Below are 23,594 nucleotides of genomic sequence, written 5' to 3'. Positions count from 1 at the left end.
CACCGCGTCTTCGGTATTGATTTTCCACATATCGTCTTTTTCTCGGACATATTGCCGCGCAAACTTTGCACCTAAATGACAAGTGCCGGTTGCGGGGATCATCGAGATTTATGACTGTTTCCTAACCTTCAAGAAGGACTTTCGCCAGATGGGCAGCCTGCACTCGAATATCAGGTACAGCGGTCACTTCCCAATATGTACCCTTGGTTACAGGTCCAATGGCAAAGATCGGCGCTGATGGCTCGCCCCGAGCATTGAGAACTTGCAGATCCGCAGTGACGTCAAGGCCGAGATCAATCGCGTCCGGTTTCGCCAAGCCATTTTCCATCAGGCTGATCAGCGCAGAGTTGCGCGTGGTCGAAAAACGGGAACTACCGCCACGGCAATCGATGATTTTCGCTGCATTAAGCTGTTCTATCGCTAGCCCGCGACGTTGTCGGTAAAGAATGGAAATGTGCTCTGCCTGGTTTTTGACTGAAACGAGGTGTGCAGCAATGATTGTTAGTTGCCCTGACTGTCGTGCAGCTTCAATGCGATCTGCTATGGAGGGCGCCATTCGATGGCGATGCACATCCCACCACGGTCGCAAGTGACGCAAAAAACTCTGGCGTTGCCTGATCGGCAATCTAGACCAGATATTTTTCGTGTGCGGTCGCAATCCGTCAATAACGTCGCGCCAGCTTTTCCCTTCGTTTTCCCGCTGATCAATCATATGCCGAACATCACGCAGCAGAGCGGGCAAGCCATCAGCGACGGGAAGTTGTTCTGCGTTTATCGACATAGCATCCGCCGGTGCGTGGCGTGCTGGTAACAGTCCGCGTCGGGAAATCGCATGGATCGCAGCTTTATGCCCACTATCGAGCAGCGAAATCACGCTATCGACCATGGATAATCCGGTGCCAAGAATAGCGACTGGATCATTCGACGGAATGTCGAAATATCCATTGCTGGACCAATATTCCGTTACATGATTTCCGGATGTTGCAATTGCGGCTTCGTTTCCTGTCGCGATGATAACGGCATCGGCAGGAAAACGCTCACCTGATGAGCTCGTCACTAGCGGACGGCCGCTTTCAATCGCGACATCTGAAACTTCCGAACTCTCGATGAAAAGACGCTGCTGTTCATTCGTCAGATATGGCTGCAGTAAGTTTTGGAGATAAAGTCTGTAAAATGCGCGCGGTGCAAAAGATTGTGGCTGCCATTCGCTTGCACTGAGCGTTTCGGTGTTGGTTGTAAGCCAGTTTAAAAAGTGATCCGGCTTATCCGGAATAGCGCTCATATTACTGGCGCGAACATTTAAAAGATGGTTGGGGTTTTGTGTTGAATAGGCGATCCCTGTCCCGACATCACCTGATCGCTCGAATATGCGGACGCTTGTATCTGACGATTGTCCAAGCAATTGCGCGGCCATCAAAACACCGCTCGCTCCACCACCTATAATAATAATTGACTTCAAATTATCGTGACCTCATTGCCCGTCGTTGGTTTACGGATATCGCATCCATCGACCCGTTATTTTGGGCATTCCCTTGTTTCCTACTAATTTGATCAGATTTTAAACCGGCGGGAAAGAAAAAATCCTGAAGACAGCCAAAACGTAGCAACTTTGGTTCACCAAAGGATGACAATGATACGACTGTCCATCCCTATTCGTTGACAGTGTGTTTCAGAAACACGGGCTGGCGACTCGTATGAAAATCACAATATTTGCAACAAGTTTTCCCACTCGCTGCGATTGGTTCGCAGCAAAGAATCGCAGAACAACAGGACATTGATGATGAGCAACAGTTATATAGAATCCCTTAAGAAGCGCCGCACACAGTATGCTCTTGGCAAGACGCTTCCCCTCTCCCAGGACTCAGTCGCCGAACTGATCCGCGAAGCCATCAAGCATTCGCCATCGTCGTTCAACTCCCAGAGCTCGCGCGCAGTTGTGCTGTTTGGAGCCGAAAGCGACAAGGTTTGGAATATCGCCAAGGAAGTGCTTCACAAGATCGTTCCTGCGGACGCATTTGCTCAGACTGAAGCCAAGCTCGACAGCTTCGCAGCTGGTGCGGGTACAGTTCTGTTCTTTGAAGACCAGAACGTCGTTAAGGGCCTTCAGGAAAATTTCGCGCTTTATGCAGACAATTTCCCAGTCTGGTCTGAACAGGCTGGCGGGATGGCTCAGCTTTCGGTTTGGTCCGCTCTTGCCAATGCAGGTATCGGTGCAAGCCTTCAGCACTACAATCCGCTGATTGATGCAGAAGTTGCCAAGACCTGGAACATTCCAGCTTCGTGGAAACTGCGCGCGCAGATGCCTTTCGGTTCGAACGAACAGCCGTTCGGCGAAAAGGTATTCATGGACGACGCCGAACGCTTCAAAGTCTTCGGATAATTTCTTCCAAAGCATCAGATAAACGGCTGGATTTTCCAGCCGTTTTTATTTTGCGGCTAAATTATTCCCACCATTGTGCCCCCTCAAAAAACGGAATCTAATACTCGCGCGTGCTTGAGAGTCGCTGTCTGGGGAGACGCGACGGATACGCAATGAGCATTGACGATCATTTGCCTTGATAGGCTCTGATCTCCAGAGGGACACCGCATGAAAGCCAACACTAAAACCTCCTTTTTCAGCTTGAATAGGAATGCTGTCGCGACACGAATGATGCGCGCGAGCATTCCGGCAGCATTTGCCTTTGCGCTTTGCCTCTCGGCCTCGACTAAGGCTGTTGAAGCTGCCACGCCTGCGGACACGCTTGTGATCGCGATGAGCATCGATGATGTCATATCGCTTGATCCCGCAGAAATTTTTGAAATCACAACATCGGAAATGCTCACCAGCACTTATGAGCGCCTGGTGACGACCGACACCAAAGATCCGACAAAGATCATTCCGCAGATTGCTGAGAGCTGGACATTTTCTGACGACGGTAAGTCGATCACCTTCAAAATTCGAGGCGGTTTGAAATTTGCCTCAGGCAATCCGATTACTGCGCAGGATGCCGCTTACTCTATTCAACGCGCGATCAAGCTCGACATGAGCCCGGCATTCATATTGAGTCAGTTCGGTATCACGCGGGAAAATGTCGATCAGAATGTGGTTGCGGTTGACGACAAGACTTTTGTTTTCACCACTGGCAAGGCCTTTGCACCAAGCTTCGTTCTCAACTGCCTGACCTCCAGTGTTGCGTCGATCGTTGACAGTAAACTGGTGAAGGAACACGAACAGAAAATCGAAAAGACCGATACCAATCCATATGAAACGGATTTTGGTTATGGATGGCTGAAGAACGGTTATGCTGGTTCCGGCCCGTTTTCCGTCAAGCAATGGCGCGCCAATGAGGTGCTGCTGCTCGAGCGCAACGACAATTATGCAGACTTGAAGCCTGCGATGAAGCGCGTCATCTATCGTCATGTGAAGGAAGGCATGTCGCAACGCCTGCTGCTTCAGGCGGGTGATATTGATATTGCACGCAATCTTGAACCGGGCGACATCGAGGAGCTTGGCAAGGACAGCAAGTTCAGCGTCATCAACGCTCCGAAGGGCCGCATTTATTACTTGAGCGCAAACCAGAATATGCCAGAACTGGCCAAGCCGGAAGTGCGTCAAGCACTGAAGTATCTGATTGATTACGATACGATTGAAGCCACGCTGATCAAGGGTATTGGCCGTACGCATCAGTCATTCCTGCCGCTAGGCATGTTTGGTGCGACCGACGACAAGCCGTTCAAGTATGATGTTGCGAAAGCGAAAGAACTACTTGAAAAAGCGGGACTAAAGGATGGTATCAACATCACGCTTGATGTTCGCAACACACAGCCTTACGTCGGCATTGCAGAAAACATCCAGCAGACTATGGCAAAAGCCGGGGTGAATGTCGAAATCTTGCAGGGCGATGGTAAGCTCACGACAACCAAGGTTCGTGCGCGCAAGCATCAGATGGCGCTTGGCATCTGGGGCCCAGACTATTGGGACCCGCACACAAATGCAGTCACCTTTACCAACAACCCGAATAACGGTGATGAGGTAAACTTGCGAACCACGGCTTGGCAGGCCTCTTGGGATATTCCTGAGTTGACAGCTGAAACAATGGCCGCTGCAGAAGAACGCGATACGGCCAAACGCGAAACAATGTACCACGATCTTCAGAAGAAATTTCAGGAAGACAGCCCGATCACCGTGATCTATCAGCAGATCGAAACGGCCGTTACATCTTCCAACATTCACAATTTCAACATGGTGGCGGACGCCAATTATGTTGCAACAGTGACAAAGGACTGAAACTAAGAAAGCCGGGTGATAGATCACCCGGCTTTCTCTTTATTTCTCGAAGCTGAATGCGGGTAATTGTTCGAGTGCCGATTTTAGCGCTTCGGACCAACTTTCAGAAACTGTCTGATAGTATCGATCTGTTGCTTCAAAGCGGCGATGCTCACCGAGCTTGAGATTGTCCGTTTCATAGATTTGCATATCGAGTGGCAGCCCAACGGAAAGATTAGCTTTAAGTGTTGAATCGAACGAAACCAGCAGCAGTTTTACTGCATCCTCAAAGCTCATTTCCTGCTGATAGGCTCTCACTAAAATGGGTTTGCCATATTTATTTTCGCCAATCTGGAAAAACGGCGTATCATCTGAACTCTCGATGAAGTTGCCTTCAGGATAGATATAAAAAAGGCGCGGTTGACCGCCCTTAATCTGACCACCCAGAATAAAGGAGGCACCGAATGCATCCGCATTCTGTCCGCCAGTGGCCGAATTTGCGATGACTTCCTTGACCGTATCGCCAATGAGGCGGGCAACTTGAAACATGGATGGCGCTTCGAATATCGAAGGATTGCGCTCGTCCGGTGCCTTCGTACGCTCTTCAAGCAGGCTCGCAACAGCTTGCGTCGTGGCGAGATTGCCCGCCGAAAGAAGCACGATCACGCGTTCGCCTGACTTGGTCCAGCTCCGCATCTTTGAGAATTTCGAAATATTATCGAGGCCTGCGTTCGTCCGGGTATCAGACATAAACACAAGGCCGCGATCAATTTTCATTCCAACGCAATAGGTCATCAACAGTTTCCGGCAGGCAAATCATACGGTGAAATAATCACTGCCCTACATTGATGTGTACCGCAAGGCTTTCAACCGATCCTCCAAGCCTTACCCCCGAAATCGGTGCGGCATCCCGGTAATCGAGGCCGGTTGCGATCCGTACATAGCGATCATTGGGACAGGCATTGTTTGCGGCATCGAACCCAACCCAGCCAAGACCATCAATGTGTGCTTCTGCCCACGCATGGCTCGCAGTTTGTTCCTCGATACCCTCCATCAGTAAGTAACCGGATACATAGCGCGCAGGGATTCCGAGTAAGCGAGCCGCAGATAAAAAGATGTGGCTGTGATCCTGACAAACGCCTTTGCCTGCCTCAAGCGCACTTTCTGCATTTGTAGCGACACTGGTGGTGCCGGGCATATAGGCGACCGCTGCATGAACTGCATTCATCAGTTCGTGCAGCAATGCGAGACGTTCCTGCTCTTTGCCCAGACCGCCAGCGAGAGCTCGAATGCGCTCTCCGGGTTCGGTCAGCATTGTTTCTCGCTCAAAAAGCCAGAGCGGAGCATAACCATAGACCGGGCCAAGCACTCCGACGCGATCCTCAACCTCGACGCTGCCGGTGGCTGTAATAATGATCTCGTTGATGTTCCGCGCGTGCTGCACGAGGTCGGTTTTATTACCGAAACCGTCGATATAGGAGACTTCAGGCTCGCCGCCTTCTATTTTCAGCTCCCAATGTTTGACAAGTTGCCCCGGTAGTGTCGGTGGGCGCAAACGCAGGCGCTGCACCGCATAGGGAACCGGATTGTCATAGCGATAATGTGAAACGTGCCGGATATTGAGCAGCAAACGGACACCTCAATAAAAATTATAGGTTTCGGCGACTTCATTGCCGAGACGGTTATTGCGCGCAATAAACTCAGTCAGAAACTCGTGCAGACCGACATCAAATATCCCGCTGATGTCCTGATTTTGCAAGCTATCATAGATTTGATCCGCAGTCGCTTGGCAGGCAGCACTCTCGCCATAGTCTTTGCCAAGAAAACCGAGATGACCTGTGATGCATTGGTAGCAATGATTGAGCGAACGGGGCATACGGCCATTCAAGATCAGATAATCGGCAACATGGGAAGGACGATAGTCACCGTCATAAACCCAGCGGTAAGATCGATGCGCTGAAACAGAGCGCAGAATGGATTCCCATTGATAGTTGTCGAGTGTGGTGCCGACATAAGAGACGGCGGGTAGAAGCACGTAGTATTTGACATCGAGAATGCGCGCAGTGTTGTCCGCACGCTCGATAAATGTGCCAAGTCCCGCGAAATCAAAGATTTCATTGCGCAGCATCGTGCCGTGAAAAGCACCGCGTATCAGTGCGGTTTCCCGCTTGATCTGATCGAGCAACGGTGGAAGGTCGGCTTCCTTTAACGGTTTGCAGAGAGATTTCTTCAGCGTCATCCAGGCTTCATTGACGCTTTCCCAAGCTTCCCGTGTAAGCGCTGTGCGTACCATACGGCCATTTGAACGTGCGGTTTCCATACAAGACATCACGCTGGAAGGGTTGTCCATGTCCCGCAGCAGAAAGTCTGCGACGTTTGCTGCATTATAAGCGCGATATTTGGCTGAAAATGTCTGGCTTGCACCCGCAGACACGACCACAGAAGACCACTCTTCCGGCGCATCCGATGTTTTAGTCAATGCCATGCGTAATCCGGCGTCAACCAGGCGCGCCATGTTTTCAGCACGCTCAATATAGCGAAACATCCAGTAAAGCCCATTTGCCGTACGGCCAAGAAGCATAAAATCATTCCCCTTTTCACGCTCTGATCTTAGTGTCAGTTGCTGCGTGCTATGTGTTTTAATCGTCGAGTACCCAAGTATCCTTGGTGCCGCCACCCTGGCTGGAATTCACGACAAGCGAACCTTCTTTGAGTGCAACCCGTGTCAGCCCGCCAGGCGTGATCCGGATACGGTCTGACACCAGAACGAAAGGACGCAAATCGACGTGACGTGGAGCCAGGCCACTTTCGGTAAAGATTGGCGTTGTTGAGAGGGCCAACGTTGGCTGTGCGATATAGTTGCGTGGACGTGCCATCAGTTTTTCCGCAAACGCCTTGCGCTCGGTTTTAGTTGCCGCAGGCCCCACCAACATTCCGTAACCGCCGGAGCCGTGCACTTCCTTCACCACGAGGTCTGCCAAGTTATCCAGTACGTAGGCAAGACTTTCAGGTTCCGAACAACGCCATGTGGGTACATTTTCAAGGATCGCTTTACGACCCGTATAGAATTCAATGATTTCGGGCATATAGGAATAAATCGCCTTGTCATCTGCGATCCCTGTCCCAGGAGCATTGGCAATTGTTATATTGCCAGCACGATAGACATCCATGATGCCCGCGACCCCAAGAGTTGAATCCGGACGGAACGTTAACGGATCGAGGAAGTCATCATCAACGCGCCTGTAAAGTACGTCTATCGTCCGATAACCCTTTGTTGTCCGCATGGCGACACGACCATCCACCACACGAAGATCACTACCCTCGACAAGCTCGACACCCATCTGATCGGCAAGAAACGCGTGTTCGAAATAGGCTGAGTTGTAAATACCAGGTGTGAGGACTGCAACGGTGGGCACGCCTTGCGTTCCGGGCGGTGCAACGCTTGCCAATGACTGCCGCAGCAATTGCGGATAGTTCTCGACCGGACGAACCTTCACGTTCTGAAACAGCTCAGGAAATAGCTGCATCATGGTTTCACGGTTTTCTAACATGTAGGAAACCCCGGAGGGCGTGCGCGCATTGTCTTCCAGCACGTAAAACTGGTTCTCACCAGTCCGGACGATATCGACACCGATGATATGTGTATAAACATTGCCAGGCGGACGGAATCCGATCATCTCAGGCAGAAATGCCTCGTTATTCGTGATGAGTTCCTTCGGGATGCGCCCTGCCCGGACAATCTCTTGGCGATGATAAATATCATCGAGGAAGGCATTGAGCGCCATCACGCGCTGTTCAATACCTTGCGAAAGTCTTCGCCATTCCTGACCGGAAATGATACGCGGAATGATATCGAACGGAATAAGGCGTTCCGCAGCGTCCTGATCGCCATAGACCGCAAACGTGATGCCGGTCTTTCGAAAAACACTTTCCGCATCATGTGTTTTTTGCTGAAGTTTATGCTGATCCTGCTGGTCTAACCACTGCTTGAGAAATTCGTAAGGTTGGCGAACACTCCCGCCATGGTTGAGCATCTCGTCGAATGGCTTCACTTAGGTCCCCTTCTTTTTCACCAATACTCAGCTTCAAATCAGGGAAATGCAAGTGTGCAATTCATGCAAATGCGCAAAGCTGGGTTGCGCATTTGCATTGACGCACTGAAAGCAAGACCGCAGGACTTATTTCGGACGATGCGCTATAACAACGGACTGATTGGTCTCTATGTAACCTGCGCCAATCAAATCAAGGCAATATGGAACAGCAGGAAAGACGGCATGCAATGTCATGGCGATCGAGGTTGGTTTACCGGGAAGATTGAGAATGAAGCTTTTTCCACGACTGCCGGCAGTCTGACGCGAAAGAATGGCGGTTGGCGTCTGTTCAAGACTTGCTCGACGCATTTGTTCGCCAAAACCGGGTAATTCCTTATGCAGCACAGCTTTCATCGCTTCTGGTGTTTCATCGCGGGGGCTCGGGCCGGTTCCGCCTGTGGTAAGAACCAAATCGCAACCAATATTATCCGCAAGTTCGATCAGCGTATCGCGCACGGATTCCAAGCCATCTGGGATAACGCGTTTAACAATTTCAAATGGTGTTACAATCGCGGTTTTTAGCCAGTTTTCGATAGCAGGGCCGCTCAAATCTTCATATTCTCCGCGGCTTGCGCGGTCTGAGATGGTAACGACGCCGATTTTCACTATCTTATCCTTTTTAATTCAGCTTTTACTTTAGTTTATAGCGACCACGCCCTGCCTTGTTAAGGTTTGAAGTCGGCCGCTCTCCTCCGAAATCTGGTATATCACCTCGCCATCAAAATGCAGTTGCTTTCCTCTTAAAATCGAGCTTCAATCAGCAGGCTGGGGAGAGAAAAAATGCCATTTCGGGGCAGCGAATACCGCGGGACGTTCAATCCCGATGACTTGCAAGTTCTGCAAGCCGCCTATCACCGCAGCTGTGCCATGTTAGACCGCTGCCCGACAACCCATGAGGCGAAAAATGAACTCGCCCGTGCGATCATCAGAATCTATGAATCCGGCGAATACGATCCTGAAAAAATCGCTGCTATCGCAGCGCGAGTAGAAATCGTGCGTAGTTGAAAACAGTTACTGAATGTAAACTATCCCTAAGTATGATAGTAACGTGTTCAGTCTTACTAAAGACATGCTTTGAAAAGTATCATCACAGGTTATGAAATCCGGTCAATCACGACCAAACTGCGAATGAAACAATATGCCGTTTTCGAGAGACTATTATTTTAAGCGTTTCAAACCCGCTGAGCTCGAACAGTTGCAGGCGGCTTATCTCAAGACGTGCGAAGTTCTTGGTCGCTGCCCGATTACTTCTCCGCAAAAGGATGAGATGTCGCGGGAAATTATCCAAATTTATGAATGCGGTATTTCAAGCCCCGAAAAGATCGCTGAGCTGATGCTTCAGGTTGAGAGCGTCAAGCCGAAGCCATATGCAGGACAATTCTTTCCGCAAGATTTTGATCTTCCAGCGAAGCGTGCCTGAAACAGGCCGTAAAAGTTATCTGCGCAACAAAAGACAGAAATCATCATTGTCAGGTCTCTTAAGCATTTCGTAAACTTTGGATTCAGCTTTTGGCAGTAATCTTTGGTTAGCAAATAGCTCGGGAGGAGCGTTGCGGGTGTTGGTCGATGGCTTTTCTGCAGCCAGTTTTGGTTTGGTTGTGGAGCGCCTGATTTTTGTGTATGGGTATCATGCGTTTTTCGGTTGTGTCAGCAATTGCCCTTGCCTGCACCGCTTTGGCGGGTTGCACGTCTAGCTCCGGCATCGACAGTGTCATGTCTCAGCCGTCTGCGGAATTGACCAGCTCGGTTGTCAGACCTTCTGCGCCTTTGACAGACGTGGCGAGAGCACCGCAATCGATGCCATCCGCACCCCATGATGAAGTTCTTGCCTGGGCTGGTCCCGTTCCTGATGCTGGCCCATTTAAAAACGAGCCGCCTGCACCATTGACGCAGCGCCCAGAGCAGCATGTGGAGGCTCCAATCTCGGTTCCCAAGCCGGAAGTCGCGGCTTACCCATCTGTTCGCCTAGATCGCCAAACGCGCAATAAGGTCTATAGCCAGCGCTTCCGCGATGCGAAACCGATCAATTTTGGTAGTGTTTCGCCGCGCAGACATGCAGTGCATGGCGTGGATGTCTCGCGTTGGCAGGGAGACATTGACTGGGCAACGTTGCGACAGAACGGAGCAAATTTTGCCTATATCAAAGCGACCGATGGTGGCGATCATCTTGATCCAATGTTCCGTAAGAACTGGCGTGAGGCCAAAGCTGCAGGGCTGAAGCGTGGTGCGTATCACTTCTTCTATTGGTGCCGCGTGGCCAGTCAGCAGGCTGATTGGTTCATTCGCAACGTGCCGGTTGATCCAGATGCGTTGCCGCCGGTCATCGACGTTGAATGGAACGGCGACTCGTCTTGCAAGCGTCGTCCATCGCCAGCTCAAGTGCGAGAAAAGATGCAGGTCTTCATGGATGCGCTTGAGCGCCATTATGGCAAGCGTCCGGTTATCTACACCGCACCGGATTTTTACGATGATAATTTGAAGGGTGCGTTCACAGATTATCCGTTCTGGCTGCGTGCTGTGGCGCAACATCCATCCAAGGTCTATCCGGGGCGTCGCTGGGTTTTCTGGCAGTATTCTGGCTCAGGCTTGTCGCAGGGCGTAAACGGCAAGATTGATCTCAATGTCTTTCACGGAAGTGAAGACCAGTGGCACCAGTGGATCGGACGCTTCGCAAGCTAATCTGCGAGTGTAAAAATCGAGAGAGCGCTGATCTGATAAATTAGATTAGCGCTCTAATATTCTGTTTTATAGCGATTTATTAATTCTCGTAGGTTCAATCAGACTTGCCAATCTTTGACAGATCATATGGCGTCGATTGATACATCTCATTGATCCAGTTACCGAAAAGTAGATGTGCATGGCCTCGCCAGCAGTTCTGTGGCTTGCGGCTTGCATCGTTGTTCGGGAAATAGTTGGCTGGCACGGGTGTATCTGGTTGCAGCTGGATATCACGGAAATATTCATCAGCAAGCGACGTTGTATCGTATTCAACGTGATTGAACATATGAAGCGCTCGGTGCTTTGGGTCTTCCAGCAAGCAAAGGCCACTTTCAGGGCTATCGACGAGAACCTTCAGATCGCTATCCGCTGGGATGTCGTCTTTTCGTACTTCTGTCCAGCGGGAAACGGGAATTGCAAAGTCGTCTGAAAACCCGCGGAGGTAAGGCGATGCTGGAGCGAGGTTTTGCTGGCTGTAAACGCCTGACGCTTTAGCGGGTAGATCATATTTGCTCATGTTATGGAAATGATGTACGGCCGCTTGCGCTGCCCAGCAGATATTGAGCGACCGATGAACATGGGTCTGCGTCCAATCGAAGACACGCTGCATTTCGTCCCAATATGTCACGTCTTCAAACGCCATACGCTCGACTGGTGCACCGGTGATCACAAAGCCGTCGAAACGTTCGTCCCGCACCTCTTCCCAAGGTCGATAGAAAGAAAGCATGTGATCTGCAGGTGTATGACGCGCTACGTGATTGGTAATGCGAACAAGCGTCAATTCCAGCTGCAACGGAGTTGAACCCAGAAGACGCGCAATCTGCGTCTCCGTGGTGACCTTATTTGGCATGAGATTGAGAAGGCCGATTTTCAACGGCCTGATATCCTGACGAACAGCATCTGCCTCACGCATGACCATAACGCCTTCTGCTTCGAGGACACTGGTTGCGGGCAGATCGTCAGGAATTTTAATAGGCATGTCGCGTCAGTCCTTCGTTATGTCAGAGCAGACGCGTGTGGCTTGATCCGTATATTTGCCGGTTGGCCACATCCTTCCATTTTAGGAAGTACCACCTTGCCCGGAAAGGCAGGTTGGCGTTGGGCGTCGCCCCAACTCTTGATGTGGTGCTACTTCTACTCAAACTCCGGCATCCTGGCAATAGTCTTTGAATGCATGTAACTCGGCTGTGATGGAATTTTATTCTAACAATTTAACGCGCAAAGTTGCTGCGGTTTAAAGTGCGTCCTCAAGACGAAAAGAACGGTCTTTTGCATCCGTGGAACAAGCCTTCGCATTACGCGTTTTTCTTTTATCCGCCTGTATGGTAAACTGTTGGTAAAGGGAGGGAGAAATGAGCAACATTATATTTTGGATGGCGCTTGTCATTCTGCCGGTTCTGGCCGGAACTGCTTTCGCTTACCTTCGTCACATGCATCATGGTGATGATTTTTAAGCGGTAATTCAGATTGCGCCTGAAAACTTCGGATCTCGGAACATTGGTGCGATTGGATCAAATTCTTGCTCTAGGCGTCTGTTTAATGCGCATCTTTGTCTGAAAACCGTTTAACAGTTTTCGGATGCGGGTTAATGAAGCTGCTCACTATCTGTCTTGACGAAATAGATTGATATCAACATTACTAAGCAATGCCAGATAGTCGCGCTGTTCCATTTGAAACCACGCTTCTTGTGCGTGATTCCTGTCTTTGTTTGCATGTTCAGCGTGCAGCACGTGCGCTTGCCCGCTATTTTGATGAGGAACTCCGCTCTTCTGGTCTCAACAATGGCCAGTTTTCGCTTCTGATGGCATTAAACCGCCCTAGCCCGCCGCCTATGAAGCCGGTGGCGGAACTATTGGCTATGGATCAAACTACCCTCACCGCAGCATTGAAGCCTTTGCAGCGCAATGGCTGGGTGGAGATTATCATAAATCCCGACGATCGCCGCCAACGCCTTCTTTTGCTTACCTCTGAAGGACAAACGGTTCTCGCATCAGCTGTTCCTATTTGGACATCAGCCCATGCGAAACTCGAAAGCACATTCGATGACAATAATCTTGAAGTATTTCGTCAAGAATTAATGTCACTTTGCCGTTAGGCTCTTTACCATCTGCCTGATAACGTTAGTTTGCGAAGTGCAACTATCGTACGAAAAGCGTGACTCGGGTTCACGCCAACCTTAGGTGGTATAACTTCAATGAACGGACCGGATACCCCCCATATCCTCGTCGTTGGTGCAGGCTTCGGAGGCCTGCAATTAATTCATGATCTTAAAGGTGCGAATGTTCGCATAACCCTTGTCGATCAACGCAATCATCATCTTTTTCAGCCGCTGCTTTATCAAGTTGCTACAACGATCCTTGCTACGTCGGAAATTGCCTGGCCGATTCGCCATCTTTTCCGTGATCGTAAGGAAGTGACGACATTGCTTGGCACTGTCGTGGGCGTCGATGCATCCGCAAAACAGGTGCGGCTAGAAGACGGCACGAAGATTGACTATGACACGCTCGTCTTGGCCACCGGCGCACGGCACGCCTATTTCGGCAATGATCAATGGGAAAAGCTGGCACCCGGTCTTAAAGCGCTGGAGGACGCTACGACCATTCGCCGCCGCTTGCTTCTGGCTTTCGAACGCGCAGAGCGCGAAACAGATCCGGAGAGACGGCAGGCACTGCTTACTTTCTCGGTAGTTGGTGGGGGACCAACTGGCGTTGAGCTGGCAGGCATTATCGCAGAGCTGGCCAAGCAGACAATGTGGCCTGAGTTCCGCAATATAGATACGCGTGAGGCGCGTGTGCTGCTTGTGGAGGCAGGGCCACGCATTTTGGCTGCATTTCCAGAAGACCTATCGACTTACGCTCAAAATGCTCTTCAGAAGATCGGCGTAGAAGTGCGCCTCGGCATACCAGTCAAGGAGATCACCGAAGATGGCGTCACCGTTGGCGAAGAGTTTATTCCCTGCAAAACAGCTATCTGGGCTGCAGGTGTCGCTGCATCGCCTGCAGCTTCATGGCTTGGAGCGGAAAGCGATCGAGCGGGCCGCGTTCGCGTGCTTTCCGATCTTACGGTGCCGGGGCACGAGAATATCTTTGCGATTGGCGATACAGCCTTGGTTGAGGGACCTGACGGAAAGCCCGTCCCGGGTATTGCGCCCGCCGCAAAACAGCAAGGCGCTTATATTGCAAAGGTTGTTCGCAGTCGCGTTTCGGGTAGTATTGCTCCAGCGCCGTTTCGTTACCGCCATCAGGGCAATCTTGCGACTATTGGTCGAGGTGCTGCCGTGGTTGATATGGGGCGGATCAGGCTTAAAGGCACAATTGCCTGGTGGGTATGGGGCATCGCCCATATCTTCTTCCTGATCGGCACGCGTAGTCGCGCAGCGGTTGCCTGGAGTTGGCTCTGGACATTTATATCCGGGCAGCACAGTGCGCGCCTCATCACTCAGGGCAGGGCTGCCGAACATAACAAATAAACAAAACGGCCCGCCAAAAGCGGGCCGTTCCGGTTGCCTGAGAAAGTAGATCAGCCCAGTTATTCCGCCGGTTCGAGAACCGGTGTGCCCTGAACGTCGAGCACATCGCCCTTCATCGCTGCAGCCAGCATGTCGGTGTCGAGTTCGTTTTCCCAACGCGCAACAACGATGGTTGCAACGGCATTGCCGACGAGATTGGTCAATGCACGGCATTCCGACATGAAGCGATCAATGCCAAGGATCAACGCCATACCTGCGACTGGTACTGCCGGAACAACCGAAAGAGTTGCAGCAAGCGTGATGAAGCCTGCGCCTGTGATACCAGCGGCGCCCTTCGAGCTAAGCATTGCTACGAGAAGCAGCAGGATCTGATCACTAAGCGAAAGCGGGATATCCGTTGCCTGTGCGATGAACAGTGCGGCAAGCGTCATATAGATATTCGTGCCATCAAGGTTGAACGAATAGCCAGTTGGAATGACAAGGCCCACGACCGAGCGCTTACAGCCCGCTTTTTCCATCTTGTCCATAAGGCTCGGCAAAGCAGCTTCTGACGATGAAGTGCCAAGCACAAGCAGGAGCTCTTCTTTAATGTAGCGAATGAGCGCCACGATTGAGAAGCCGTTATAGCGTGCGACCGCGCCAAGCACGAACAGAACAAATAGCAGAGCTGTGATGTAGAACGTCGCGATCAGCAAGGCCAGATTGGCAATCGAGCCGATACCATATTTGCCGATAGTGAAAGCCATGGCACCGAAGGCACCAATCGGAGCCGCCTTCATCAGGATCGAAACCAGCTTGAAGACAGGTGCTGTGAGCATTTGTAGGAAGTCGGTGACTGGCTTGCCTTTATCGCCAACCATGGCGAGCGAAATACCAAACAGGACCGAGAAGAAAAGAACCTGAAGGATATCGCCAGACGCGAAGGCTCCAACGATGGTGGTTGGGATTATGTTGCTCAGAAAGCCGGTAATCGTCTGTTCATGAGCTTTTTCGGCGTAGTTTGCAACCGCCTTCGGATCGAGCGAGGAAGGATCGATGTGCATTCCGGCGCCCGGCTGCACAACATTGGCAACGATGAGGCCAATGATCAAAGCGAGCGTCGAAAACGCGAGGAAATAGATCATGGCTTTACCGGCCACGCGTCCCACCTTCTTCATGTCAGTCATGCCAGCGATACCGGTCGCGACGGTCAGGAAAATTACCGGCGCAATGATCATCTTCACCAGCTTGATGAAAGCGTCACCTAACGGCTTTAGCTGCGTGCCAAGCTCTGGGTAAAAATGGCCGAGAAGAATACCGGCAGCAATGGCTACCAGAACCTGCACGTAGAGGTGTTTATATAAAGGAATTGGACGGCGTGGCTCGGCCACAGCGCCTGACTGTACGGAAATCATGATGTCCTCCATTCGGCTCAGTCCGGATCTCATCCGGCCTCCCGAGCCATTCGCCTGTCGTTCAACAGCTTCCGCTGCTGTTGACAAAATGATCTGCAAGCTGCGTGCCAGTTCCCGCCTTTGGATTTAAGTGTCTGAAAAAATTATATATTAGCAATTAATTGGGACGAATTTCTGCTTAATTGTGCGAATTATCGCACATATTGCTTTTCATGCAGTGTGAAATAATGCACAATTGACGCCATGAAAGAAGCGTCTGTTTCTACAATTGAAGCAAATCCGCCTCCCACCAATAACCGCCGGACATGGTGGGTATTTGGCGCATTTTGTGCAGTTGTTTTTGCACTCGCTTTCTGGATTGTGGGCGATGCTGCGCGTGATCGCGCATTGCTTTCACTGGGTGAGCAGACCCGGATCGATGCAAATCTGAATACGGCCCTCCTGCGAACCGTTCTTGAGAAACAACGAGCGCTGCCTCTGGTTCTTTCCAAAGACAAAGAGCTTGCCGACGCGCTTGCAATGCCGAGTGCTGTGGCCATCGATCAGCTCAACCGAAAGCTAGAGGCGCTTGCTGAAGGCACACAAGCAGCGGTGATCTATCTTGTTGGTCTTCATGGCTATGCAATCTCCGCTAGTAACTGGCGCGAGCCGGACAGCTTTGTCGGTAATGATTATAAGTTCAGGCCTTATTTCAACGACGCTTTGAAGAACACGAATGCCGAATATTTTGCGCTTGGTAATGTCAGCTTGCGGCCTGGCCTTTATATTTCGCGTCGTGTGGATGGGCCAAATGGGCCACTTGGTGTTGTTGTGGTGAAACTGTCGTTCGATCAGCTGGAAAGCGATTGGAATGAAACTGGCCGCCCGACTTTCGTTACAGATAATCGAAGTATAGTGCTGATCACCACCATCCCCTCATGGCGGTTTATGACCATTGGTGAGCTTCGGTCTCAAATAGTTGAAACCATTCGCAACAGTCTACAGTTTGGTGACGCGCCTCTTAAACCTCTGCCGCTTTCGCTAAAGCCTGTGGCGGGAGACGATATGGTGCTAGTTGATGCTATTCTGCCGGGGTCGGCAAGGAGCACAGATTTTCTGGCAATCCGCTCGCACGTTCCAAGCACACCTTGGCTAATGTATAGCCTCGCGCCGATCAGGCAGCCTGTAGACGCGGCAATACGTGAGGCACGCCTTATCGCTTTCATTATTTTGGCGAGTATTGCTACTCTGGCCGGTATTCTGCTACGCCGCCGCCAGCGTGTTGTTGCACGTATTGCCGATGCGCAACGCCGACAAATTGAACTCGAACAACGTGTAGCGGAGCGAACGCTTGATCTCATTGCAGCGCGCGACCGACTGGAGTCCGAGATAAACGAGCACCATAAAACCGAAGGCATGTTGCAAGGCGTACAGCAGGATCTGGTACATGCAAACCGCTTGGCGATTATGGGACAAGTTGCTGCTGGCGTTGCACATGAAATCAACCAGCCCGTCGCGACAATCCGCGCTTATGCCGATAATGCACGGACGTTTCTTGATCGCAAACGACTGGATGATGCGGCGGAAAACCTTTCGGAAATCGCCGCTCTTACCGAACGTATTGGTACGATCACCGGTGATCTTCGCGCCTTTGCACGTAAAGGACATCGTGCTTCAGAACGAGTGCCGCTAGCTCAGGTGATTTCAGGGGCAATTGTCCTTTTGCGCAGTCGCTTTTCAGGAAGTATGGATCAGCTAGATATCGAGCTTCCCGCGCCAGATCTTTGTGTTTTCGGTCATTCGATCAGACTTGAGCAGGTTCTCATAAATCTGTTTCAGAATGCGCTGGAAGCAGTTGAAAACAAAGGAGATGATGGACGCATAGAAGTCCGAACAAAAGCTCTTTCGGAGAGTGTTTTACTCACGGTTTCTGATAATGGTCCGGGCATTCCGCAGCATATTCTCGATAATCTATTCACGCCATTCAATACATCCAAGGAAAGAGGCCTTGGGCTTGGACTGGTGATCGCCAAGGAAATTCTAACCGATTATGGTAGCAAGATTTCAGTAAAAAGCAGTGCGAATGGCACTCTATTCCGTGTGGAATTTAAGAAAGCATGATGAATATTCCGGTCATACTCGTCGATGACGACAAAGCATTACGCCGAGCAACCAGACAAACATTGGAGCTGGCGGGTTATGAAGTGCTGGATTTTGGCAGCGCCAGCGAGGCGCTAAATGCAATCAACTCCTCATTCGAAGGTGTGATCGTTACAGATGTGCGTATGCCGCAGATCGACGGCTTGGAGCTTTTTGCCCGAATCCGCGAAATCGACGCCGATTTACCGGTCATCTTGATTACTGGTCATGGCGACATTCCAATGGCCGTCCGGGCCATTCAGAATGGTGCCTACGACTTTATCGCCAAGCCTTTTGCAACCGACAGACTGGTTCATAGTGTGTTGCGTGCGGGTGAGCGCCGAAAACTTGTTCTGGAAAATCGCAGCCTACGCCATTTGGCGGATGAAGCACAGAACGACATGCCACTGATCGGCCAGACGCCAGCAATTGAAAATCTGCGCCGCACGATCCGAGATATCGCTGATACGGATGTCGATGTGCTCATTGCAGGAGAAACCGGCAGCGGCAAAGAAGTCGTCGCTCAGTTACTGCATGATTGGGGCCGCAGAAAAAAAGGAAACTTCGTTGCGCTTAATTGCGGTGCTCTACCTGAAACCGTCATTGAAAGCGAGCTGTTCGGTCATGAGGCAGGAGCTTTCACTGGAGCGCAGAAAAAGCGCGTCGGGCGCATCGAACACGCGAGTGGCGGTACTCTCTTTCTTGATGAAATCGAAAGTATGCCTGCGGCAACTCAGGTGAAACTTCTGCGGGTTCTGGAAATGCGTGAGATCACGCCTCTTGGTACCAATGAAGTCCGTCCGGTCAATCTTCGTGTTGTAGCGGCTGCAAAGATCGATCTCGGCGATCCTCAGCAACGGGGTGATTTTCGCGAAGACCTTTATTATCGGCTGAACGTGGTTACGCTGACGATTCCACCACTACGGGAAAGGCGTGAAGATATTCCCCTGCTCTTCTCACATTTTTTGGCGCGCGCAGCTCGACGTTTTAATCGGGACATTCCAGTTCTCGATGCCGCTACACATCGCCATCTGATGGAACACAACTGGCCTGGCAATGTTCGAGAACTCGTGCATTTTGCCGAGCGATTTTCTCTTGGTGTTATGACACCTGTGAAGACAGTTCCTGTTCTGGACGATCAAGCTACGCTGCCAAAACGGCTTGAGCGTTACGAAGCTTCACTGATCCGTGAAACCCTCGCAGAGCATAAAGGCGATGTTCAGCAGACACTGGAATCTCTCGGTATTCCGCGCAAAACATTCTATGACAAAATGCAACGACACGGGATAAACCGTGCAGACTACAAGTCCGAAGCTTGAATATTTAGCTGATTATCTCGGTGCGGCAATCAAATGTCCTGTCGACGCATGCCGCATGACATCCATCGGAATGCCGTAAATCTCTTCGAGCTGTTCTGGCACCATAATACCGGTTGGCGTCGACTGCGCGATAAGACGACCGCTATGCAGCGCAAACACTGCGTCACAGAAACGGGAAGCCATGTTGACGTCGTGAAGGACAACAAACACACTTAGTTTTTTGTCGTGCGATAGTTTCTGCACAAGTGAAAGCACTTCAATCTGATGCGCGATATCCAAAGCTGATGTTGGTTCGTCGAGCAACAGGCATTCGGCATCTTGTGCAACCAGCATGGCAAGCCATACGCGCTGCCGTTCGCCCCCTGAAAGCGTATCGACCATACGGTCGGCGAAAGGTGCGATTCCTGTGAGATCGATGGCTTCTTCAACCTTTTGGCGGTCAACGGTTCCGAAGCGACCAAGAGCGCCATGCCATGGGTATCGACCAAGCGCTACCAACTCTTTTACTAGCATGCCGGATGCCGAAGCTGTTTGCTGAGGCAGATAGGCGAGCTTGCGAGCAAACTCACGGTCGCCCCACTCATTCAATGGCTTGCCTGCAAAGCGCACCATCCCGCCTGATGCCGGATGCTGTCGCGCCAGAATTTTCAGCAAGGTGGACTTGCCCGATCCGTTATGACCAATGAGCGCTGTTAGGCTTGCCGCTTGGATCGACATTGTCAGGGGCTGCAGCAAAGTGCGCCCTGGTACAGCGAAGCTGACATTCTCAAGTTCAAACAATGCGGACGTCATCAATTTATCCCGTTTTCGGATAGCAGCTCTGCATTTAAGCAGCATTTCGCCGGTTGATAGCAAAACCTGACGAAGATATACATATTAAAATTGCTTAATCAGGAAAATGCTATTGGGCTTCCATCCGCATATGACAAGCCGCATTGAGGACGTCCGTTTGCTGGACGATCTTCATTATCGTGTCTGGAATGGCGCGATTGCAGATGTGTGGACGGTCGAATGTGGTCCTGGAGCGCGGGGTGAGTATGTCTCGCAGGCACCGCGGCTTTTTCTGGTGCTTGAAAGTCGTGGGGAACTTGCGATCCGGCCTGAGCAAAATGATCGCACAATCGTGCAAAACACCGAACAGCCACGACTTTGCTATATTCCGGCAGGAATGACGATCTGGAGCCGTGTCACGCGACCCGGAAAACTACGACATCTCGACCTGCATCTGGATACGACTGTCCTTCAACAACGACTTGGAGGTGCGCTAAGTAAAAGTAATTTGGAGCGTCCTCGTCTCCTCTTCTCAAACTCAAAGATTCAGCAGATCGGATCCTTGTTGGCGGATGAATGCCTTTCACCCGAACCGCTTCACGATCTTTATGGTGAAGGTCTTATCAACGCGCTTGTCAGCGAATTGTTCGATGTCCGCCGGGATGTTCCATCGCGAAGTAGCAAACTGTCACCATGGCAGTTGCGCCGCGTTACAGATTTCATCGAAGATAATTATCACCGGATCATCCGTCTTCAGGAGCTCGCATCGCTGGCTGAGCTTTCAGAATCTTATTTCTGCAGCGCATTCAAAGCTTCGACCGGAATCTCCCCTCATGCATGGCAAATGAAGCGACGTATTGAGCGTGCGCAGGGGTTTCTTTTGCAGCCCCGTGCATCATTGCCGCATATTGCCATGATTACCGGGTTTTCGGATCAGGCGCATTTTACGCGCGTATTCAAGAAGTTGACAGGGACTACGCCTGCAGCCTGGCTGCGTTTGCAGGCCTGATAGAGGCCCAGTATATTAGCGAAATATCATTCAATTAGGCGTAATAACGATCAATCTTCACGCCATATCCTGATGTAAACACTCATATTAATTTGCTGCGTCGAACGATCGGCGCAATTATAGTGCCAGCAGCTTCTTGCGATCAGAAAAGCCATTCGTTTGAAGCAAGCACTCTCCAGATTATTTGAGGGGCTGATTACATGACGAGATCAATGAAGCTGACGCTTAAGGTGCTGCTTGCCAGCGGAACGGCTCTAGCCGTTTTGCCAATTTCGCTGATGCCTGCTGCGGCACAGGACGCCAACACTTCAATCCGTCTTGATACGGTGGTCGTACAGACTGGCGACGGTAAGCCTTCCGATGGAACTGCACCTGTTCAGGGCTTTGTTCCCCAAGCTACAACAACAGGCTCCAAAGATAGTGTTGCGATTGAAAAGATCCCGCAGTCTGTTGCAGTTGTTGGTCGTGACCAGATGAATGCGACAGGCGCACAGAAAATCGATGAAGCGCTGCGTTATACCGCTGGGGTCATGGGGCAGCCGTTTGGCGTCGATAACGATACAAACTGGATATATATTCGCGGCTTTGAAGCAACCCAGTACGGCACCTATCTCGATGGTTTGCAGAACTTCAGCTATGGCTTCGGTGGCTTCCTGATCGATGACTTCGGACTTGAGCGTATTGAAGTTCTACGGGGGGCTTCTTCGGCGCTTTATGGCGGCTCCAACCCCGGCGGTATCGTCAACTATATCAGCAAACGTCCTGATGGCGAGCGCACGCGTTATCTTGAGGCTGGCATTAACAGCTACGGCAATGGCTACCTTGGCTTCGATATCGGCGATAAGGCAACAGATACCGTTAATTACCGTATTAACGGCAAGATTCAGGGCGGCGACAACTACACGGATTATTCCAAGGAATTCCGGGGCGTCATTTCGCCGAGTATTCAATACAAGCCGGATGAATCGACCAGCCTTACTATTTTGGCGAGCTATAGCCATCTTGATCTGACACATGATGGCGGTGGCTTCCTACCCTATTATGGCACCGTTGTTCCAACCGAATTCGGTAAGATTTCGCGCAAGACCAATCTGACAGAGCCGGGCCTGGATGATTATAACCGCGAGCAGGTGCAAATCGGTTATGAGTTCGAACACCAGTTCGACAATGATTGGACTGTTCGCCAGAATGTTCGTTACGGCTATGCGCATGTGAAGGAACATAGCCTTTACGCATTCGGATATGATGGTTTCCTTGCGCAACCTACGCCTGGAAATCCATATGTGTCACGCATCAATTTCAAGCACGATACGACAATCAATACATTTCAGGCAGACAACCAGCTCGAAGGCACAGTTATAACTGGCGCCTTGACTCACAATCTTCTATTTGGTGCTGAGTATCGTTATTTTGGTATCGACCAGATGCAGCAGTCTGGTGATGGCACGCTAATCAACCCCTTTGATCCGGTATATGGCGCTACGCAGCCTACGATGCGCGATCCATATATCGATCAGGATCTGAGCCGGAACCAGTTTGGTATCTATGCACAGGATCGTATGGAATTTGGCGACGGCTGGATCGTTACGCTGAATGGTCGTTATGATTATGTGACGACAAACGCGAAGGGCTTGCCGCACTACAAGGACCATAATGATCGCTTCTCAGGTCGCGCAGGTATTGGCTACGAGTTTGAAAATGGTCTCACGCCCTATGTGAGCGTCTCATCATTCTTCAACCCGGTGCTGGATGAGCTATATCGAATTGGCGATGCCCCGAACATCGTCATTACGCCAGCCAAACCTGAAACCGGTATTCAGTACGAAGTCGGCGTAAAATATCGCCCCGAACTTTTCGACGGTCTCATCACTGCATCATTCTTTGATCTCACCAAAGAAAATGTCGTGACCGGCCCATTCGGTAACAAGAGCCAGCTGGGACGCGTAAACTCCCGGGGCTTTGAGTTCGAGGTACAGGCCAATATCAATGAATCATGGAGGCTGACGGGAGCGTTGACGGCTTATGATCTGACAGTGAAAGACGACGACGACACATCGCTCATCGGCAAGCGCCCATATCTTCTGCCAGAACAGCAGGCCTCCGTATTCGTGGAATATAAAGTTCCGGAAGGCGTACTTGAAGGCGTCAAGCTTGGAGGCGGTATTCGCTATGTCGGCTCTTCTTATGCCGATGCCCAGAACACGCTTAAGGTGCCTGCCGTGACTTTGGCCGACCTGAAGCTCGGCTATGAAAAGGACAATTGGGGCATTGATCTCAACGTCACAAATCTTTTCGACAAAGACTATGTAGCTGGCTGCCAGGGCGTTTATGTTTGTGGCTATGGCGAAGGCCGTAAGGCTTTGCTCAAAGTCCATACCAAGTGGTAAAGGTCGGATAAGCCCCAAAAAGGTTGAGCTTTATATATATTAGCGCCCACTATTTATTCATCGTGGGCGCTA

General features: G+C 50.9%; 20 protein-coding genes and 1 riboswitch. Of the genes, 11 read left to right on the top strand and 9 right to left on the bottom strand.

Annotated elements, in window-relative coordinates; genetic code table 11:
- Positions 1-121: 121 nt before the first annotated feature.
- Positions 122-1,459: an FAD/NAD(P)-binding protein gene (locus tag QSJ70_RS05305; RefSeq protein ID WP_285535068.1), complete on the bottom strand. Its 1,338-nt coding sequence runs from the start codon at positions 1,457-1,459 to the stop codon at positions 122-124.
- Positions 1,460-1,780: 321 nt separating this feature from the next.
- On the opposite strand from QSJ70_RS05305, the gene QSJ70_RS05300 reads away from it, so the two are divergent.
- Positions 1,781-2,380, top strand: a complete 600-nt coding sequence (locus QSJ70_RS05300; protein ID WP_215779013.1) for a nitroreductase family protein — start codon at positions 1,781-1,783, stop codon at positions 2,378-2,380.
- 207 nt (positions 2,381-2,587) lie between these two features.
- Entirely contained in the window at positions 2,588-4,267 is a 1,680-nt protein-coding gene (locus tag QSJ70_RS05295) for an ABC transporter substrate-binding protein (RefSeq protein ID WP_215778896.1), read from the top strand.
- A 39-nt stretch (positions 4,268-4,306) separates the two neighbouring features.
- On the opposite strand, the gene QSJ70_RS05290 is transcribed toward QSJ70_RS05295, so the two are convergent.
- The 5 genes from QSJ70_RS05290 to mog form a co-directional block, all read right to left on the bottom strand.
- A complete protein-coding gene (locus QSJ70_RS05290; protein ID WP_285535067.1) occupies positions 4,307-5,041 on the bottom strand; it encodes a proteasome-type protease in 735 nt (244 codons plus the stop codon).
- Positions 5,042-5,078: 37 nt separating this feature from the next.
- Positions 5,079-5,876: a transglutaminase family protein gene (locus QSJ70_RS05285; protein WP_215778898.1), complete on the bottom strand. Its 798-nt coding sequence runs from the start codon at positions 5,874-5,876 to the stop codon at positions 5,079-5,081.
- A gap of 9 nt (positions 5,877-5,885) precedes the next feature.
- A complete protein-coding gene (locus tag QSJ70_RS05280; RefSeq protein WP_215778899.1) occupies positions 5,886-6,827 on the bottom strand; it encodes an alpha-E domain-containing protein in 942 nt (313 codons plus the stop codon).
- Between the two features lie 58 nt (positions 6,828-6,885).
- A complete protein-coding gene (locus QSJ70_RS05275) occupies positions 6,886-8,298 on the bottom strand; it encodes a circularly permuted type 2 ATP-grasp protein (RefSeq protein WP_285535066.1) in 1,413 nt (470 codons plus the stop codon).
- 126 nt (positions 8,299-8,424) lie between these two features.
- Positions 8,425-8,943: a molybdopterin adenylyltransferase gene (gene mog, locus QSJ70_RS05270; protein WP_215778901.1), complete on the bottom strand. Its 519-nt coding sequence runs from the start codon at positions 8,941-8,943 to the stop codon at positions 8,425-8,427.
- Between the two features lie 174 nt (positions 8,944-9,117).
- On the opposite strand from mog, the gene QSJ70_RS05265 reads away from it, so the two are divergent.
- The 3 genes from QSJ70_RS05265 (at position 9,118) to QSJ70_RS05255 (ending at position 11,016) form a co-directional block, all read left to right on the top strand.
- Positions 9,118-9,342, top strand: a complete 225-nt coding sequence (locus tag QSJ70_RS05265) for a hypothetical protein (RefSeq protein WP_215778902.1) — start codon at positions 9,118-9,120, stop codon at positions 9,340-9,342.
- A gap of 133 nt (positions 9,343-9,475) precedes the next feature.
- A complete protein-coding gene (locus tag QSJ70_RS05260; RefSeq protein WP_215778903.1) occupies positions 9,476-9,757 on the top strand; it encodes a hypothetical protein in 282 nt (93 codons plus the stop codon).
- A 209-nt stretch (positions 9,758-9,966) separates the two neighbouring features.
- The gene (locus QSJ70_RS05255) at positions 9,967-11,016 is read left to right on the top strand and encodes a GH25 family lysozyme (protein WP_215778905.1); all 1,050 of its coding nucleotides are present in this window, start codon (positions 9,967-9,969) and stop codon (positions 11,014-11,016) included.
- Positions 11,017-11,110: 94 nt separating this feature from the next.
- On the opposite strand, the gene QSJ70_RS05250 is transcribed toward QSJ70_RS05255, so the two are convergent.
- Positions 11,111-12,034: a homoserine O-succinyltransferase gene (locus QSJ70_RS05250; RefSeq protein WP_285535065.1), complete on the bottom strand. Its 924-nt coding sequence runs from the start codon at positions 12,032-12,034 to the stop codon at positions 11,111-11,113.
- Between the two features lie 41 nt (positions 12,035-12,075).
- Positions 12,076-12,184, bottom strand: a riboswitch (SAM-I-IV-variant riboswitch).
- A gap of 516 nt (positions 12,185-12,700) precedes the next feature.
- On the opposite strand from QSJ70_RS05250, the gene QSJ70_RS05245 reads away from it, so the two are divergent.
- Together QSJ70_RS05245 and QSJ70_RS05240 are read left to right on the top strand one after the other, a co-directional pair.
- On the top strand, positions 12,701-13,150 hold the full coding sequence (locus tag QSJ70_RS05245; RefSeq protein WP_285535064.1) for a MarR family winged helix-turn-helix transcriptional regulator: 450 nt from the start codon (positions 12,701-12,703) through the stop codon (positions 13,148-13,150).
- 99 nt (positions 13,151-13,249) lie between these two features.
- Positions 13,250-14,524, top strand: a complete 1,275-nt coding sequence (locus tag QSJ70_RS05240; protein WP_285535063.1) for an NAD(P)/FAD-dependent oxidoreductase — start codon at positions 13,250-13,252, stop codon at positions 14,522-14,524.
- A 59-nt stretch (positions 14,525-14,583) separates the two neighbouring features.
- On the opposite strand, the gene QSJ70_RS05235 is transcribed toward QSJ70_RS05240, so the two are convergent.
- Entirely contained in the window at positions 14,584-15,918 is a 1,335-nt protein-coding gene (locus QSJ70_RS05235; protein WP_285535062.1) for a dicarboxylate/amino acid:cation symporter, read from the bottom strand.
- 243 nt (positions 15,919-16,161) lie between these two features.
- Between QSJ70_RS05235 and QSJ70_RS05230 the strand changes: the two genes are divergently transcribed.
- Entirely contained in the window at positions 16,162-18,018 is a 1,857-nt protein-coding gene (locus tag QSJ70_RS05230) for a sensor histidine kinase (RefSeq protein WP_285535061.1), read from the top strand.
- Complete coding sequence (locus QSJ70_RS05225; RefSeq protein ID WP_285535060.1) at positions 18,015-19,355, top strand: sigma-54-dependent transcriptional regulator; 1,341 nt, start codon at positions 18,015-18,017, stop codon at positions 19,353-19,355. The genes QSJ70_RS05230 and QSJ70_RS05225 overlap by 4 nt, the downstream gene beginning before the upstream one ends.
- A 12-nt stretch (positions 19,356-19,367) precedes the next feature.
- Here QSJ70_RS05225 and QSJ70_RS05220 read toward each other — a convergent pair whose 3' ends face one another.
- Complete coding sequence (locus QSJ70_RS05220; RefSeq protein ID WP_285535059.1) at positions 19,368-20,147, bottom strand: ATP-binding cassette domain-containing protein; 780 nt, start codon at positions 20,145-20,147, stop codon at positions 19,368-19,370.
- Between the two features lie 112 nt (positions 20,148-20,259).
- On the opposite strand from QSJ70_RS05220, the gene QSJ70_RS05215 reads away from it, so the two are divergent.
- Positions 20,260-21,135 (top strand): helix-turn-helix transcriptional regulator, encoded by an 876-nt coding sequence (locus QSJ70_RS05215; protein ID WP_285535058.1) that lies wholly within the window; start codon positions 20,260-20,262, stop codon positions 21,133-21,135.
- A gap of 200 nt (positions 21,136-21,335) precedes the next feature.
- Complete coding sequence (locus QSJ70_RS05210) at positions 21,336-23,522, top strand: TonB-dependent siderophore receptor (protein ID WP_285535057.1); 2,187 nt, start codon at positions 21,336-21,338, stop codon at positions 23,520-23,522.
- Positions 23,523-23,594 lie beyond the last annotated feature (72 nt).

It is taken from the genome of Brucella sp. NBRC 12950 (assembly GCF_030268145.1).
In the GTDB taxonomy this organism is placed as follows: Bacteria; Pseudomonadota; Alphaproteobacteria; order Rhizobiales; family Rhizobiaceae; genus Brucella.
Note: the sequence above shows the minus strand (reverse complement) of the source record. Positions and strands in the feature narration are given on the sequence as shown.

Coding starts and splice junctions, on each gene's coding strand:
- QSJ70_RS05300 (WP_215779013.1), top strand. CDS start 1,781: ATGAGCAACAGTTATATAGAATCCCTTAAGAAGCGCCGCACACAGTAT.
- QSJ70_RS05295 (WP_215778896.1), top strand. CDS start 2,588: ATGAAAGCCAACACTAAAACCTCCTTTTTCAGCTTGAATAGGAATGCT.
- QSJ70_RS05290 (WP_285535067.1), bottom strand. CDS start 5,041: ATGACCTATTGCGTTGGAATGAAAATTGATCGCGGCCTTGTGTTTATG.
- QSJ70_RS05280 (WP_215778899.1), bottom strand. CDS start 6,827: ATGCTTCTTGGCCGTACGGCAAATGGGCTTTACTGGATGTTTCGCTAT.
- QSJ70_RS05265 (WP_215778902.1), top strand. CDS start 9,118: ATGCCATTTCGGGGCAGCGAATACCGCGGGACGTTCAATCCCGATGAC.
- QSJ70_RS05260 (WP_215778903.1), top strand. CDS start 9,476: ATGCCGTTTTCGAGAGACTATTATTTTAAGCGTTTCAAACCCGCTGAG.
- QSJ70_RS05255 (WP_215778905.1), top strand. CDS start 9,967: ATGCGTTTTTCGGTTGTGTCAGCAATTGCCCTTGCCTGCACCGCTTTG.
- QSJ70_RS05250 (WP_285535065.1), bottom strand. CDS start 12,034: ATGCCTATTAAAATTCCTGACGATCTGCCCGCAACCAGTGTCCTCGAA.
- QSJ70_RS05245 (WP_285535064.1), top strand. CDS start 12,701: ATGCCAGATAGTCGCGCTGTTCCATTTGAAACCACGCTTCTTGTGCGT.
- QSJ70_RS05240 (WP_285535063.1), top strand. CDS start 13,250: ATGAACGGACCGGATACCCCCCATATCCTCGTCGTTGGTGCAGGCTTC.
- QSJ70_RS05235 (WP_285535062.1), bottom strand. CDS start 15,918: ATGATTTCCGTACAGTCAGGCGCTGTGGCCGAGCCACGCCGTCCAATT.
- QSJ70_RS05230 (WP_285535061.1), top strand. CDS start 16,162: ATGAAAGAAGCGTCTGTTTCTACAATTGAAGCAAATCCGCCTCCCACC.
- QSJ70_RS05225 (WP_285535060.1), top strand. CDS start 18,015: ATGATGAATATTCCGGTCATACTCGTCGATGACGACAAAGCATTACGC.
- QSJ70_RS05220 (WP_285535059.1), bottom strand. CDS start 20,147: ATGACGTCCGCATTGTTTGAACTTGAGAATGTCAGCTTCGCTGTACCA.
- QSJ70_RS05210 (WP_285535057.1), top strand. CDS start 21,336: ATGACGAGATCAATGAAGCTGACGCTTAAGGTGCTGCTTGCCAGCGGA.